Source organism: Burkholderia crassaminum, from assembly GCF_964265005.1.
Classification (GTDB): Bacteria; Pseudomonadota; Gammaproteobacteria; order Burkholderiales; family Burkholderiaceae; genus Burkholderia.
Genome location: NZ_OZ183800.1, coordinates 2,696,157 through 2,711,132, shown reverse-complemented (window position 1 = coordinate 2,711,132; position 14,976 = coordinate 2,696,157). Strand labels below are relative to the sequence as shown.

Here is a 14,976-nt window from a genome sequence, read left to right as displayed (position 1 = left end):
CATGAGGCGGCTGCGCGCGGCGTGCTACCCGCAGTCGTGCGGCCGTGCCTCATTTCTGCGCGGTCAGGTTGTCGTGGTTGTCGGTCTGCGGCTTCTTCTCGCCGCCATGCACCGAAATCCCGTGAAGCTCCTTGTTGCGCGCGACGAGTTCGCCGCTCGGCGGGTACTGCGTCTTGCTCACCGGCACGACGCCGTCGTGCTGCGCCTGCTTCAGTTCATTGACGACCTGCGTGCGGGTCTTGCCCTGCGTTTGCGTCTGTGCGAACGCGGCCTGCGTGGCCATGCCGAGCGACAGCGTGGCGGTGACGAACAGTGCTGCGAGTTGTGCCGTTTTCATCGAGTACTCTCCTTGATCAGGGCCGCCGGGTGGCGAACCATGGACCCAGTATGCGAAAGCAGCCGTGCGTGATCGTGATCGCGAGATGAAAAATGCGTCAGATTGCGTCACGCGGGGATGCGCCGTTCGAACGCGAACGACATGACGCAATCGTCATGTTCGCGTCATGGGCGCGATGAGCGGGAAGTGGAACATGAAGCCTGCCGATGGTCGACGTGGCCGACGGCGTTCACGCCGTTCGCGACAGCAGCATGGAAAGCGGGCGGCCCTTCCTGACTTTCACACCGGACCGAAAAGTGCATCGTCCCGCCATCCGCCTAGCCTTGATCGCAGTCCTGATCGTCCCGTTGTTCGCGGGCTGCGCATCGACAAATTCCGGCTCAACGCCCGATGCACCGACCGCATCGGCCACGCCGGCCGCCGCACGCAAGCCGGCGCCGGCCGACCTCATGCCCGGCGAGCAGATCGATTATGCGGGGCATCGCTGCGGCAATCCGAATCTGTACGTCAAGACGCATGTGTGCCTGTTCCCGCAGCGCAACGGCACGCGTTGATCGCGATTGCCCGGTCTTTGGTTGCCGGGCACGCGGCGGGAGTCGTCCGGGATAGCTCGCAGGCAATGGCGGGTTCATCGCCAAACGCGCAAGGGTTCGGTTCTCGATGAGCGAAAAAAGAAGCCCGGCACTCGACGTGTCCGGGCCTAATGCGTGACGTGCCGTGAGGCAGCGACCCGCTTGCGTGGTTCGTTACGGGCGCTGCCCGTCACGTTTAAGATCGTAGCGATGCGACGCATCGCGAACCTGATCGGCGCATGAAATTTTCGTCATGCAGCGCGCGGTTTGCCGCCGCGATCAGAACCGGTGGCGCAACCCGAGATTGACGATGCCCTGCGTGCGCGTTCCCCCATAGCCATAGGAGCCGATCGACGCCTGCGCCGTTTGCGTGCCACCGTCGAGCGTGCGCTGTTCGCCGTTTGCGCGCTGCCATGCGCCGACTGCGTAGAGATCGGTGCGCTTCGACAGCACGTAATCGGCGCCGGCGGACACCTGATGGTAGGTCGCACTCGTGTCGCCACGGGCGCGCGTGTAGCTGTAGCCGACGCCGACGAGCAGGCTGGGCGTCGCCTGGTAGTTGAAGAAGCCGCGCGCGGTGTCGTACTTCTGCGTGCTGCGAAACGCGGACATCGCGTCGGCCTTGTACTGCGCGTTGCTGTAGTCGATACCGACCGCGAACGGCGCGAAACTGTAGCGTAACGCGCCGCGCGCGATGCCGATCGATTTCGCGGAGATGTAGCCGCCATTGACCAGCGACCCGTCGAACGTGCCGTCGGAGGTGCCGTTCCAGCCGGTCCGGATGCCGTTGGCGAGCGATGAACGATTGGCCGCGTAGTAGTAGCCGCCCGCCACGTCTACCGGGCCGTTGCTGTACGACAGGCCGGCCGACCAGGTTTGCCCGGCACCGCTCTTGCCGGCCACGCCGCCGAGCGCGTACATACCGACGAACTGGAGTCCGTTGATCACGGGCGACGTGTATTTCACCGCGTTGTCGGTGCGCGACGACGTGTCGTAGTTGTCGACGTCGCCGGGTGTCGCGTAGACGCTGCCGAAGTAGAAGTCGCCGGTGACCGGCCACGCGACGTCCGCGAGCGCGTCGTACTGGCGGCCGAGCGTCAGCGTGCCCCAGCGCGCGCTTTCGAGGCCGACGAAGGCCTGCCGGCCGAACATCCGGTTGCCTTGCCCGAGCGCACCGGTGTTCGGATTGAAGCCGTTTTCCAGGGTGAAGATCGCTTTCAGCCCGCCGCCGAGATCTTCCGCACCCTTTACGCCGAAGCGGTTGCCGAGCAGGTTGCCGTTGCCGAGGCCGACGAGATTCCTGCCGTCCGCGTTGGCGTTCCATACGTACGTCAGCGACGTATCGAACAGGCCGTACAGCGTGACTTCCGACGCGTGTGCCGCGTGAGCGGTCGTGAGCAGCGCCCCCGACATCATGGCGAGCCGAACTGGAGTTTTCATGGTGTGCCCCTGAGATTCAAGATGATCGATTCATGCATTGGTCGATTCCGCACCGCGTTGTGCCGGCGGGCGTGGAATGTCGCAATCGCGTTGCCGATTCTGGGAAGCGTTCGGATCGTGAAGGTGAGGGACAAATGAGAAAAATGTCATCGCCGCGTCATGGATTCGGAAGCGTGCGACGCGTTTTCATTCGGAGTGCGATGCAGGAAATATCTAAGCAGTGACGAAACCGTCATGCTGCGATCACGATTCCGCACCGCCGCCGGATCAAAGTGAAGGCTCCTGTCTCATCTTTCCAGCAAGGAGCGAACAACATGAGCATTCCGCGCCCGATGATCGTCATCGCCGCTGCCGTCCTGTCGATTGCGGCCTTTTCGCAGGCGGCGGCCGCGCAGCAGAAGACCCGGCAGGAAGTCCGTCAGGAACTGGTGCGAGCGCGCCACGACGGCGTGATCCCGAGCCCGAATCACGACTATCCGGCGAGCCCGGCCACCGTCGCACGCAACCAGGAAATTCATCGCGCGACGGTGCATCGCGGTGAGGCGGCGCCGCTGGTCGATGCGCACGACAACCGTTTTGCGGTTCGTTGATCGTTCGTTCGCGGCCGACCGGCGCGGTGCCCATCGGCCGTACCCCACACGAAGAGGAGAGAGCCATGCGCCATTTCGCGAAAGGAATCGTGCTCGCGGCGTGCCTGATATCGACGGCGGCGATCGCGGCCGGCTGGCCGGAACGCGCGCTGTCGCACGCGTCGGCGCACGATGTCGGCCGGCGCGCGAACGAGCGGATGCGCTGCGAGTTCGCGGCCGTGCCGGCCGGCGAGTGGAGCGCGACGTTCACGCGCGGGCAATGCGAGGTCGACAACGGGCGGCTGACGTTCGTGCCGGCTGATGCGGGAAGCGGGTCGGCGATGACAGAGAAGCGGATCCTGCTCGGCGACATCCGCACCGCGTCGCATCAGTCGCGCAAGCTGAAGGAGCAGCTGCAGTTGACGACGGGCGACGAAGTGATCGCACTGAACGTGCTGACCGACGACGGCAGCCGCAAGTCGCGCGAACATGCGATCGACCTGTGGGCTGCGCTGCGCAACGAAGGCGTGACGCCCGTCAACGGTACGCGCATCGTCGACACCTATCCGACGGGCGCGACGACGTGGTAACCGGTGCGCGGCCGCGCCCGGCTTATCCGGCCTTCACCGAGCCTTCGATCAGGAAGAACACGATGAAGCCGATGAAGAATGCGGCCGTCGCAAACGGCGTTTCGGGCACCTCGTGCGCTTCGACCAGCAGTTCTTCGGTGACGAGGTACAGCAGCGCGACGGTGCCCAGCCCGAGCAGCGCCGCGTAGATATTGGCCGGAAGCCCTGCGAACGCCGCGTTGCCGGCAACGGCCGCGACGCTCAGCAGTGCCGCGAGCCCGACCGGTACGACGATCGACAGCAGGCGGCCGATGCCGGCGGCCGCGAGCGCCGCACTGACCGACAGCGCGAGGAACAGCACCTCGAGCGTCAGCGCGACGGTCAGGATGATGCCGCTTTCGTCGCTCGCGGAGAATGCGATACCGAGCACGAGGCCGTCGATGACGAGGTCGATCGCGGTGACGATGATGAGGCTCACGGGCAGCCGCGCTTCCTCGAAGCGCGTCTCGATCGCGCCCGACAGCGCACGGATCGCGAGCATCAGCGCGATGCCGAGCACGAAGCCGACGACGACCGGGAACAGCGCATGCGCGCGGTCCTGCGGCAGCAGTTCGAGCGCCGCGGCCGCGAACACGATGCCGCCGGTGAAATGCTGGATGACGCTCGACGTTTTCGGGCCGGGTGCGCGCCACGCGGCGGCGAGTGCGCCGAAACAGGCCGCCAGCAAGGGCGGTAACGTCAGTAGCGCAAGCTTCGCGGTCGGTGTCATGAGGCCTCTCGGACGGTTGGCTTACCGCAGCGGGCCCGGCGTCTTGCTTCCCGGCCGCCTTGTACGGTTCATACACGCCGGGCGTTGCCCCGGCATCAACCGGGGATTGAACACCTTGAAGCCGCTTCAGGGTCAAGACATTCGATGCCGGGCGCACCGGCAAGCCGGCGCGCCCGTCGCGGTCAAACCTGCGCGAGCGCCTGGTCGAGATCGGCGAGCAGGTCGTCGATATGCTCGATGCCGATCGACAGCCGCACGGTTTCTTCCTTCACGCCGGCCTTCGCGAGTTCGGCCGGCGACAGTTGCCGGTGCGTCGTCGAGGCAGGGTGCGTCGCGAGCGATTTCGTGTCGCCGATGTTGACGAGCCGCGTGAACAGCTTCAGCGCGTCCTGGAACTTCGCACCGCCGTCGCGGCCGCCCTTCACGCCGAACGTCAGGATGCCCGGCGCACGGCCCGACAGGTAGCGCGCGACGAGCGGATGGTCGGGGTGATCGGGCAGGCCAGCATAGTTCACCCATTCGACGCGCTCATGACGCGCGAGGTGCTGCGCGATCTTCAGCGCGTTGTCGCTGATCCGCTCGACGCGCAGCGCCAGGGTTTCGATGCCCTGCAGGATCTGGAAGGCATTGAACGGCGAGATGGCCGCGCCCATGTTGCGCAGCGGCACCACGCGCGCGCGGCCGATATAGGCGGCCGGCCCGAACGCTTCCGTGTAGACGACGCCGTGATAGCTGACGTCGGGCTCGTTCAGCCGCTTGAAGCGGTCCGCATGCTCGGCCCACGGGAACTTGCCCGAATCGACGATCGCACCGCCGAGGCTCGTGCCGTGCCCGCCGAGATACTTCGTCAGCGAATGCACGACGATGTCCGCGCCGTGCTCGATCGGGCGCAGCAGGTACGGCGACGGCACCGTGTTGTCGACGATCAGCGGGATGCCGTGGCGATGCGCGACTTCCGCGAGCGCGGCGATGTCGGTGACGTTGCCGAGCGGGTTGCCGACCGATTCGGCGAAGATCGCTTTCGTGCGCGCATCGATCAGCGGCTCGAACGATGCGGGGTCGCGCGGATCGGCGAAGCGCGTCGTGATCCCGTATTGCGGCAGCGTATGTGCGAACAGGTTGTAGGTGCCGCCGTACAGCGAACTCGCGGACACGATGTTGTCTCCGGCTTCGGCGATCGTCTGGATCGCGTACGTGACGGCCGATTGCCCCGATGCCAGCGCCAGCGCGCCGATGCCGCCCTCGAGCGCGGCGATCCGCTGCTCGAGCACGTCCGTCGTCGGGTTCATGATCCGCGTGTAGATGTTGCCCTGGACCTTCAGGTCGAACAGGTCGGCGCCGTGCTGCGTGTCGTCGAATGCGTACGCAACGGTCTGGTAGATCGGTACGGCGACCGCGCGCGTGGTCGGGTCGGGACGATAACCGCCGTGCACGGCGATGGTTTCGAGGCGCCAGTTCGAAGAGGCCTGATCGGTCATGGGTGCTCCGTTTGTTGTTGTGGTGGTCCGGCGATTATAGGAGCACGTGCGCGGCAGCCCTTAGAACGAATGGTTTGTTGCTTATGGCGGCGCGGCGCATAAAATGCCTTTTCCGCAAACAAGGGGTACACGATGAATCAGGATCATTGGAACCAGGTGGATGCGTATTTCTCCGCGACGCTCGTGCCGTCCGACGATGCGCTCGACGCCGCGCTGGCGGCAAGCGACGCGGCCGGGCTGCCCGCGATCAACGTCGCGCCGAACCAGGGCAAGCTGCTGCAACTGCTCGCGACGATCCGCGGCGCACGGCGGATCCTCGAGGTCGGCACGCTCGGCGGTTACAGCACGATCTGGCTCGCGCGTGCGTTGCCGCCGGGCGGCACGCTCGTGACGCTCGAACTGAACCCCGAGCATGCGAAGGTCGCGACGCAAAACATCGCGCGCGCCGGGTTCGCGGAGGTCGTGACGGTGGTGGTCGGCAGCGCGAAGGACAGCCTCGCGCGGCTCATCGACGCGGGTGAAGCGCCGTTCGATTTCATCTTCATCGATGCCGACAAGGACAACAACCCGGTCTATCTCGACGCGGCGCTGAAGCTGTCGCGGCCCGGCACGGTGATCGTCGTCGACAACGTCGTGCGCGGCGGGCGTGTGGCCGACCTCGATAATCGCGAGCCCGACGTGGCCGGCGTGCGCGACGGGTTCGCGCGTCTCGTCGCCGCGCCGCACGTCACCACGACGGCCGTGCAGACGGTCGGGCAGAAGGGCTGGGACGGGTTCTCGATCTCGATCGTCGGCGCGTGAGGTGATGGCGGAGCGCCAGCCGCGCGTGCGCCGAGTCGCGGTCGCATTGTGCGGCGCAGATGCATGGGTCGGCCCCTCGGTTTGTTACGGGTAATGACTTGCCGGCGTGTTCCGGTACGATGCGCGCGTCAGCGATTGACCGTCGCGTCGGCGCGTCGATACAGGCGTGGCCATTGATCGTCGAACAGGCCGTTGCACGTGCCGTGCGTGGCGATGTCGTCGAGCATGAAGCGCCGGCCATCGAAGATCCACGATGCGGTCGAGCCGCAATCGCCGGCACTGCGCAGCCTGACCTTGCTCGACAGCGTCGCGCGGGTACGGTCGTAGCCGGCCTCCGTCAGTTCATTCGCGAAGGATGCCGAATCGAGTCCCGCGTTCGCGTTCTCGCCGAAATTCATCGCCGTCGGCGTGAACGGTGCCGTCCGTCGCACGCGATACCACAGGTCGGTGTGGTTATACATGCTGCTGGTCTGGCACGGTATCGCGACGAGCGCTTCGTCGGCGGAGATCGCCACGGCGCGTGACGCCTTCGTGCGATCGGTGGCCGGCATTTCGTCTTCGACATCGGCCGCACATTGCTTCACGTCGTCGCCGAACTTCGCGAGCACCGCGTCGACGAGCGGTCGCTGCTCGGCGGCCGACAGGTTCGCGACGGCCGGTGCCGGTACGACGGCGGGCGGCAGTGCCGGCGCGGCCGGCACCGACGATGCGGGCCGGTTGCCGGGGCGCAGCAGGGCCGTCGTGGTGCCCACACGGCCTTGCGTGTCGTCGATCAGCAGCAGCGCGGCATTCAATCCCGTCAACGGCATTCGAGCGGTTTGCGCCGATGCCGGATCGCCGAAGCTCAGCAGTTGCGCATTGCGCGACGCGGCGAGCCATGCGGCAACCGTTGCCGGATCGTTGGTCCGGATCCGGAACGGGTGGGCTTCGTCGTCGTCCGGTTTGCCGCCGAACGCATGCCATTGGGCCGCCATTGCGTCGAACGGGCGGCCGTCCGCGCGTGTCGTGTGCAGGTCCAGCGGCGCCGACGCGTAGAGGTCGAGCGAGGCTTGCGCATCCGGGCCGGCATCGCGCGTCACGCGCAGGATGAGGCTGGTGCGCGAACCGTCGATATCGTCGGCATGACTTTCGGCAATGCAACGGTTGCCGTTGTCGCAGACGACTGCCCAGTTCCTGAAGTCGCGTTCGACCGGCGGCCGCGTGAGCGGACGAGCCTGGGCAACGATCGGGGAAGCGGCGAGGAGGGCGGCGATGGCGAGCGAAAGGCGGTGCGACATGGCGGTTCGTATCGACTGTGGATGGGCGGGCGCAAGACGTCGGGCTGCAAGCGCATCGTCAGCAAGCGGGGCAGGTCGAAGGCAGTGGCGCATGCGGCGGCGCGCTGTGCCGAACGGCATCGAGTATACCGCCGCCATGGGCGCCGATCGCGGTGGCGACGCGTAGTTCGCGGGCACTTACGTTGCTGGCCGACATGGGGCGGCCGAGTGCGAATGCGGAAACGGCGCGATGCCCGCAGGCATCGCGCCGTTCGCATTTCATCGAGCGTCGACCACGTCGCGCAGGAACGCGTCGAGCATCGCCACGTCGCCCCACGGCCGCTTGTATTCGCGATCGTGTTCGGCATCGGCGAGCATCGTCTCGACGAGCGCGTGGATCGCCGGCCGGCGCGGCCCGTATTCGCTTTCGTTCGCGCTCATCTTCAGCGCGAGCAACGCGTCGAGCTCCGCGCGTACCGCCGGCTCGTGCACGGTGCCGTCGACGAGATCCGCGAAACGCATCGGCGGCATCCCGAGCCCCGAGTCGATCCAGCGCACCGCGAGCAGCGGCCGCAGCACGTACAGGTACTTCTTGTAGCGCACCGTGTCGCCTTGCAGATAACCGCGAAAGTTCTTCTTCGCCATCGCGAGGTAGTGATGACGCCCGCGCACCGGCGAGAAGAACGCCGACGCCAGCGACCTGAGTCGCGGCGCCCAGCGCGCGTCTTCGCGATACACGACGGGCGAGTCGAGCCATTCGAGCAGCGTCGGATTCGAGCGGCGCAGCAGTTGCAATGCCTTGCGCAGTTCCCAGCCGCTGACGTCGAGCTCGTCGTCGAGCGGCCGCTCGATCACGTCGCGTTGCAGCTCGACGCTCAGGTACCAGTCGCGCCGGTGCGCATACACGAAGCGCACGTCGTAGTCGCTGTCCGGCGAGGCGAACCCCCAGCCGCGGCTGCCCGATTCGCACGCGAACAGCACGCTCACGTCATGGCGGCGCTCGACTTCCGCGAGCTCCGCCATCACGCGTGCCCGCACGGCCGGGTCGACCGGGTGCGCGCTGCGCACGGCAGTCATTTTTTCCGTTTTCATTTTTGTCGTTTCCCTTTCGTTGTGCGCGGCCGCCGGCCATCGGCCGCGCACCGCGCTATCCTTTCACGCACACCACCTGACGCAGCGTATGCACCACTTCGACGAGGCTGCGCTGGGCCGCCATCACCGCGTCGATGTCCTTGTAGGCCATCGGGATTTCGTCGACGACGCCCGAGTCCTTGCGGCATTCGACGCCCTGCGTTGCCTTCACCTGGTCGTCGACCGTGAAGCGGCGCTTCGCTTCGGTGCGGCTCATCGTCCGGCCCGCGCCGTGGCTGCACGAGCAGAAGCTTTCCGGGTTGCCGAGCCCGCGCACGATGAAGCTCTTCGCACCCATCGAGCCCGGGATGATCCCGAGTTGCCCCTTCTGCGCGGACACCGCGCCCTTGCGCGTCACGAGCACGTCTTCGCCGAAATGGCGTTCGCGCTGCACGTAGTTGTGGTGGCAGTTCACCGCGTGTTCGTCGACCGAGAACGGCTTGGCGATCACGCCGCGCGCCGCGCCGATCACCGCATCCATCATCGCCTGCCGGTTGCGCCGCGCGTAGTCCTGCGCCCACCCGACCGCTTCGACGTAGTCGTCGAAGCGCCGGCTGCCCTCGGTGAAATACGCGAGGTTGCGATCCGGCAGGTTGGCGATGTGCTGCCGCATGTCGGCCTGCGCCAGTTCGATGAACAGGCTGCCGATCGCATTGCCGACGCCGCGCGAGCCGCTGTGCAGCATGAACCACACGTGTTCCGCTTCGTCGACGCACACTTCGATGAAGTGGTTGCCGGTGCCGAGCGTGCCGAGATGCGCGTAGTGGTTCGTCTTTTCCAGCTTCGGATACTTGTCCACGATTCGCTGGAAGCCCGGTTGCAGCGCCTTCCACGATTCGGTCACGGAGGCCGGCGTACGGTCGCCCCACGCGCCCGGATCGCGGCGGCCCGGCGCGCGGCCGTGCGGCACCGCGCGTTCGATCGCACTGCGCAGGCCCGCGAGCGAATCCGGCAGGTCGGACGCGGTCAGCGTCGTGCGCGCGGCCATCATCCCGCAGCCGATGTCGACACCGACCGCGGCCGGAATGATCGCGCCCTTCGTCGGGATCACGCTGCCGATCGTCGAGCCCTTGCCGAGGTGGACGTCCGGCATCACCGCGACGTGGCTGAAGATGAACGGCATCTGCGCGGTGTTGCGCAGTTGCGCGCGCGCTTCCTCCTCGACAGCGACGCCTTGCGTCCACATCTTCACCGGCTTGCCGTTCGCCAGTTCCATCACCTGGTAGTCCATTGCACTCATGTTCATCACCTTGCTTCGTTGTTCATGAGGCACGACGCCCGTGCGCCGTGCCTGTCCATTCATTACGCGCCCTTGATGCTGACGAGTCCGTTCAGCACCTGGTCGAGACCGCCGAACACCGAGATCCGGTCGATCCGTTCCGCGACGCGCTCGAGCGTTTCCAGCTCCTTGAGTCGCAGCGCAGTCGGGTTTTCTTCCATGACCCTTGCGGTGTTCAGCAGCGAACGCGTGGCCGCCGTTTCCTCGCGACGGCGAATCACGTTCGCCTGCGCGGACTTTTCCGCTTCGACCACCTGCGCGAGGATCGTCTTCATGTCGCCCGGCAGCACGATATCCTTCACGCCGACGCTGCGCACCTCCACGCCCGAATGGCCGAGACGTGCACGCACCTGCGTGATCACGACGTCGTCGATCGACTGCTTGTCTTCCAGCAGTTCGTCGAGCGAGCGCGTGCCGACGGCCGCGCGCAGTGCGAACTGCAGCTCGCGATACAGGTGTTCGACCGGCTTCTGCAGCTGGCCGAACGCATGCAGCACGTTCGCATAGCACCACGTCGCCGACAGGTTCAAGCGCAGCGCGACCTTGTCGCGCGTCAGGATTTCCTGTCCGCCGACTTCGAGCGCCTGCACGCGCAGGTCGACGAGTTCGACCGCGATGTCGCGGTTGAAGCGCCAGAACGCCGCGACGCCCGCGTCCAGCAGCCGCTCGATCTTGCCGTCGATCTTCAGCACGCCGACGTGGTATGCCGGCACCTGCGCCAGCAGCACGCCTGCCAGGCCCGCCACGCCGCGCGCACGCAGCGCCGGTTGCGCGATGCGCTTCACGAGCGCGGCCGGCAGCATGCTGTCCTGCGCGAGATCGACGCGCTCGAGACGGTGCGCGGTCAGGCCGCGCCAGTACAGCCGGCGCGTGCCCGGCGCCAGGATTTCGACGAGCACGTCGTCTTCGTAGCGCAGGCCGGCTTCGTCGTCGGCGAGATCCATCGCGACGAAGTGCCGGGCGAGCACGTCCTGGGCGTCGTGACGCAGATAGTCGGCCAGTGCCGCATCGGCGAGCGGCGCGTCGAGACGCGCGGTCTGCACCGACAGGCGCTTGAACGGATCGAAGGCCTTGAACACGCCCGGTTCGAGCACCTTCACGAAATCGCCCTCATTCATCAGCAGCGCGCGTTCGTTCTTTTTCACTACATGTCGCATCCACATATTCTTGTCCTTTTCTTCAATGGCCGCCGGGTGACGCGCATCGTGCGGATCGCGGGGCGACGCAACCGGGCGGGCGGCGCGCCGGCCCTGCGCTGAAGTGCGCGGCGACGCATCCTGCATCGCGTCGTCGTGCGCCTTCGCGCGGGCCGTGCGGCCGTCCGGCCGATCGCGCGGAACCGCAACCGGTCCGACGCGCGGCGGGCCTCGCGGCCCGCACCGGCGGGTACTGCTTTCATTACAAGGCTGTCCTTGCGGACAGCGTTCGAGCGGGATTCGAACCCGCTACACACCGGCTTGCGCCGGCTGCTCTACCCGAATGAGCTACCGAACGGAGGGCGCCCCGGGATTCGAACCCGGGCGAAGTGCCAGTACGCGCCCGTTTGCCTTCGTCTGCCCATGGCGGCATGCGCGACCGCGACGAACCAGGTTCGGCGGCGGCGCACCAGCAGGGCTGTGTGAACCCTGACTCGTGGGCCAGCGGGACATCCGGCGCTTTCTATTTAGCGAGGAGCGTGCCAGCGGGCGGGTCGGCGCGCGAAATAAATCTCAAGCTATTGAAGTAAAAGGGGAAATTATTTGATGTGGCGGGTGAGTCATGAAAATTCGATCGTGGCTCGATCCGGAAAATTCGATACAATCGGATCGCTTATTATCTTGTGGGATAAACATGCGCAAGACCGTCGCGATCGGTTTTCTCGGCACCGTGCTCGACCAGGGCGGCGGCTCGCAGCGTCGCTGGCGCAACTGGCGGCCGACGATTTCGCTGTGCGAGCAGCGCGACATGCCGATCGACCGGCTCGAACTACTGCACTCGCCAAACTACGCGCGTTTCGCGAATCGCGTGAAGCAGGACCTGGAGCGCGTGTCGCCGCACACCGACGTGCGGCTCATTTCGATGGAGATTCGCGATCCGTGGGATTTCGAGGAGGTCTACGCGACGCTGCACGATTTCGCGCGCGCCTACCCGTTCGATCTCGACCGCGAGGATTACCTGATCCACATCACGACGGGCACGCACGTCGCGCAGATCTGCTGGTTTCTGCTGGCGGAGGCGCGCTACCTGCCGGCGCGTCTCGCCCAGACGGCACCGCCGCAGAAGACCGACGAGGGACCAAGCGGGCCCGGCACGATGTCGGTGATCGATCTCGACCTGTCGCGCTACAACCGGATCGCGCAGCGCTTCACGCGCGAGCGCGACGAGACGGTGTCGTTCCTGAAGGCCGGCATTGCGACGCGCAACGCGCGTTTCAATGCGCTGATCGAGCAACTGGAGCGCGTGGCCGTGCGCTCGCGCGCGCCGATGCTGCTGGTCGGGCCGACGGGCGCTGGCAAGTCGTTTCTTGCGAAGCGCGTGTACGAGCTGAAGCGCGGCCGCCATCGGCTCGCGGGGCCGTTCATCGAGATCAACTGCGCGACGCTGCGCGGCGACGCGGCGATGTCGACGCTGTTCGGTCACGTGAAGGGCGCGTTCACGGGTGCGCAGTCGGCGCGGGCCGGGCTGCTGCGCGCGGCGGACGGCGGGCTGCTGTTTCTCGACGAGATCGGCGAACTCGGGCTCGACGAACAGGCGATGCTGCTGAAGGCGATCGAGGAGAAGCGTTTCCTGCCAGTCGGCGCGGACGTCGAGGCGACCAGCGATTTCGAGCTGATCGCGGGCACGCACCGCGACCTGCGGCAGATGGTGGCGGCCGGCACGTTCCGCGAGGATCTCTATGCGCGGATCAACCTGTGGACGTACGAGTTGCCGGGGCTGGCCGAGCGCCGCGAGGACATCGAGCCGAACCTCGAATTCGAACTCGATCGTTTCGGCCGCGAGCAGGGCGAGCAGGTGCGTTTCAACGTCGAGGCGAAGCGGCGCTATCTCGCGTTCGCTGCGTCGCCGCGTGCGGCGTGGGCCGGCAACTTCCGCGAGCTGTCCGCGTCGGTCACGCGGATGGCGACGCTGGCCGATGCGGGGCGGATTACCGAAGCGCTCGCCGAACAGGAAGTCGAACGGCTGACGCGGACGTGGTCGCAGCCGGGCGGCGCGGGTGAGTCGGACGCGTGCGTCGAAGCGGTGTTCGGCGCGCGCGCGGCGGAACTCGACCTGTTCGACCGTGTGCAACTCGAACGCGTGCTCGACGTGTGCCGCGTGTCGGCGAGCCTGTCGGAAGCCGGGCGCACGCTGTTCGCGGTATCGCGGCAGAGCAAGAAGCAGCCGAACGATGCGGACCGGCTGCGCAAGTATCTCGCGCGGTTCGGGCTGGATTGGGACGGGGTCAGGGGCGCACTCGATGCGGTGCGGTGACGGGCACGCACGATGCATTTCCTGCGTCGGGTGTGCCGGATAGCGCGTACGGCATCGTGTGCGCAAATTTCGGGAGGGTGGTTGTGGTCGTGATTCCTTCGTCGGTCAAATTGCTGTTTGCCGATTCCGGTTGGCGGGGTGACGACGGTTGCCGTGTGTCGGCCGGCGATGGCGAACATCCGGGAGATGTAATCCTGCGCGAATTCGGCGGGCTGATCGTGGGCGCCGCTGGCAGCGGGCAGACCTGCGCGCGAATGGGGCTCGCATTTCATGCGCTGGCGCGCAAGGATCGTCAGATCGACGCGTGGGAACAGGCGCTCGGGACGACGATGATCGGTTTCGCCGAAGACGATCTCGGGTACGCCGAGTTTTATGTCGATGCACGGGGCCGTGTGTTCTCGACCAATTGCGTGGTCGACGGCGTGTATCTGTGCGGATTCACGTTCGGCGAAGCGGTCGAGCGAGCGCTGCTCGGGCGCGTCTCGATTCCGCTATTGCTCGACGATCGGGCAACGATTGCCTATTACGGCGAGGATCTGACGATCGACGATCCGCGCGTGATGACGATCCGTCAGCTCCTTGGCAGCACGTAATGCGATGACGTGCTTCGGCCGTGTTTCAATCGGCCGTCGCTGTCGCCGCCTCACGAAACGGCGCCAGGAATGCCCATTCCGGCTGCGCGGCCGCGACATCCGCCAGCCCGTGCGCGAACGCGTGCGCCGGCAGCCACGGATACCCGAACGCCGCATGCAGCGCATCGAGTTTCGTCGACTTCGGATCGTCGATCGTATCCATCCGCGCGATATGAATGTGCAGCGCGGTAATGCGCGCGTGCGCTTCGCCGTTGCCCGCGAACTGCCAGCGGTACGTGCCGTGCCCTATCCGCAACGCGCCGTTGTCCTTCTGCCGCATCACGACGAGCCACGACATCCCGCTGACGCCGTGCGGGTCGACTTCGGGTTCCGTGCAAACGTAATAGGTCCGGCACCGCTCGAACCGCTCGCCGAATTCCTCGACCAGGGTGCGTGCGATCGCGGCCGCGCCCGTCACGCGCGGCGGAAAATCGATATCGTCGTTCGCGAGCGAAAAGCTCAGCTCGGCATCGGCGGCGAAGCACTCGGCGATCAGTGACGGCCGGTTCAGGTCTTTCGCGCGCAGATAGCATTCGAGCAGCGCGCGAACCGTCGCGGGATGAAGCGGGAAGGGCATGGACAAGCCTCCTGTATCGGTAAACAGGGCCACACGCGCCGGCCGGGCCTGGCCAGGGACGTATGTGCCTTTGCCGTATAATTTCGTTTCAAAGCTAAATTCGCATGACCGTACGG

Annotated in this window: 15 protein-coding genes and 1 tRNA gene; 6 read left to right on the top strand and 10 right to left on the bottom strand. The window is 66.3% G+C overall.

All coding sequences use genetic code 11. The features are described from left to right. Window positions 1-49 precede the first annotated feature (49 nt). Window positions 50-337 (bottom strand): DUF4148 domain-containing protein, encoded by a 288-nt coding sequence (locus ACPTTF_RS29155; RefSeq protein ID WP_423369215.1) that lies wholly within the window; start codon window positions 335-337, stop codon window positions 50-52. 206 nt (window positions 338-543) lie between these two features. On the opposite strand from ACPTTF_RS29155, the gene ACPTTF_RS29150 reads away from it, so the two are divergent. Continuing rightward, a complete protein-coding gene (locus ACPTTF_RS29150; protein ID WP_423369214.1) occupies window positions 544-891 on the top strand; it encodes a hypothetical protein in 348 nt (115 codons plus the stop codon). A 297-nt stretch (window positions 892-1,188) separates the two neighbouring features. Here ACPTTF_RS29150 and ACPTTF_RS29145 read toward each other — a convergent pair whose 3' ends face one another. Further along, window positions 1,189-2,349, bottom strand: coding sequence for a porin (locus ACPTTF_RS29145; RefSeq protein ID WP_423369213.1), 1,161 nt, complete (start codon window positions 2,347-2,349; stop codon window positions 1,189-1,191). 314 nt (window positions 2,350-2,663) lie between these two features. On the opposite strand from ACPTTF_RS29145, the gene ACPTTF_RS29140 reads away from it, so the two are divergent. After that, window positions 2,664-2,939, top strand: coding sequence for a DUF4148 domain-containing protein (locus tag ACPTTF_RS29140; RefSeq protein ID WP_423369212.1), 276 nt, complete (start codon window positions 2,664-2,666; stop codon window positions 2,937-2,939). 65 nt (window positions 2,940-3,004) lie between these two features. Next, on the top strand, window positions 3,005-3,508 hold the full coding sequence (locus tag ACPTTF_RS29135) for a hypothetical protein (RefSeq protein ID WP_423369211.1): 504 nt from the start codon (window positions 3,005-3,007) through the stop codon (window positions 3,506-3,508). Window positions 3,509-3,530: 22 nt separating this feature from the next. Here ACPTTF_RS29135 and ACPTTF_RS29130 read toward each other — a convergent pair whose 3' ends face one another. After that, window positions 3,531-4,256, bottom strand: coding sequence for a ZIP family metal transporter (locus tag ACPTTF_RS29130; protein WP_423369210.1), 726 nt, complete (start codon window positions 4,254-4,256; stop codon window positions 3,531-3,533). 182 nt (window positions 4,257-4,438) lie between these two features. Continuing rightward, the gene (locus ACPTTF_RS29125; RefSeq protein WP_423369209.1) at window positions 4,439-5,734 is read right to left on the bottom strand and encodes an O-acetylhomoserine aminocarboxypropyltransferase/cysteine synthase family protein; all 1,296 of its coding nucleotides are present in this window, start codon (window positions 5,732-5,734) and stop codon (window positions 4,439-4,441) included. 132 nt (window positions 5,735-5,866) lie between these two features. Here ACPTTF_RS29125 and ACPTTF_RS29120 point away from each other — a divergent pair, with 132 nt between their 5' ends. Then, window positions 5,867-6,535: an O-methyltransferase gene (locus ACPTTF_RS29120; RefSeq protein WP_423369208.1), complete on the top strand. Its 669-nt coding sequence runs from the start codon at window positions 5,867-5,869 to the stop codon at window positions 6,533-6,535. Between the two features lie 128 nt (window positions 6,536-6,663). On the opposite strand, the gene ACPTTF_RS29115 is transcribed toward ACPTTF_RS29120, so the two are convergent. From ACPTTF_RS29115 to ACPTTF_RS29095, 5 genes are all read right to left on the bottom strand, one after another. Then, window positions 6,664-7,812 carry a DUF1176 domain-containing protein gene (locus tag ACPTTF_RS29115; RefSeq protein WP_423369207.1) on the bottom strand — a complete coding sequence of 383 codons (1,149 nt, stop codon included), beginning with the start codon at window positions 7,810-7,812 and terminating at the stop codon, window positions 6,664-6,666. Window positions 7,813-8,070: 258 nt separating this feature from the next. Continuing rightward, window positions 8,071-8,883, bottom strand: a complete 813-nt coding sequence (locus ACPTTF_RS29110) for a nucleotidyltransferase domain-containing protein (RefSeq protein ID WP_166954512.1) — start codon at window positions 8,881-8,883, stop codon at window positions 8,071-8,073. 55 nt (window positions 8,884-8,938) lie between these two features. Then, window positions 8,939-10,162, bottom strand: a complete 1,224-nt coding sequence (locus ACPTTF_RS29105; protein ID WP_423369206.1) for an RtcB family protein — start codon at window positions 10,160-10,162, stop codon at window positions 8,939-8,941. A gap of 62 nt (window positions 10,163-10,224) precedes the next feature. After that, window positions 10,225-11,364: a slipin family protein gene (locus ACPTTF_RS29100; protein WP_423369205.1), complete on the bottom strand. Its 1,140-nt coding sequence runs from the start codon at window positions 11,362-11,364 to the stop codon at window positions 10,225-10,227. Window positions 11,365-11,622: 258 nt separating this feature from the next. Continuing rightward, window positions 11,623-11,695 (bottom strand) — tRNA-Cys (locus tag ACPTTF_RS29095). Window positions 11,696-12,031: 336 nt separating this feature from the next. Here ACPTTF_RS29095 and rtcR point away from each other — a divergent pair. Then, complete coding sequence (gene rtcR, locus ACPTTF_RS29090; protein WP_423369204.1) at window positions 12,032-13,651, top strand: RNA repair transcriptional activator RtcR; 1,620 nt, start codon at window positions 12,032-12,034, stop codon at window positions 13,649-13,651. 155 nt (window positions 13,652-13,806) lie between these two features. Next, window positions 13,807-14,244, top strand: a complete 438-nt coding sequence (locus ACPTTF_RS29085; RefSeq protein WP_423369203.1) for an SUKH-3 domain-containing protein — start codon at window positions 13,807-13,809, stop codon at window positions 14,242-14,244. A 25-nt stretch (window positions 14,245-14,269) separates the two neighbouring features. Here ACPTTF_RS29085 and ACPTTF_RS29080 read toward each other — a convergent pair whose 3' ends face one another. Then, a complete protein-coding gene (locus ACPTTF_RS29080) occupies window positions 14,270-14,860 on the bottom strand; it encodes a nuclear transport factor 2 family protein (RefSeq protein WP_423369202.1) in 591 nt (196 codons plus the stop codon). Window positions 14,861-14,976 lie beyond the last annotated feature (116 nt).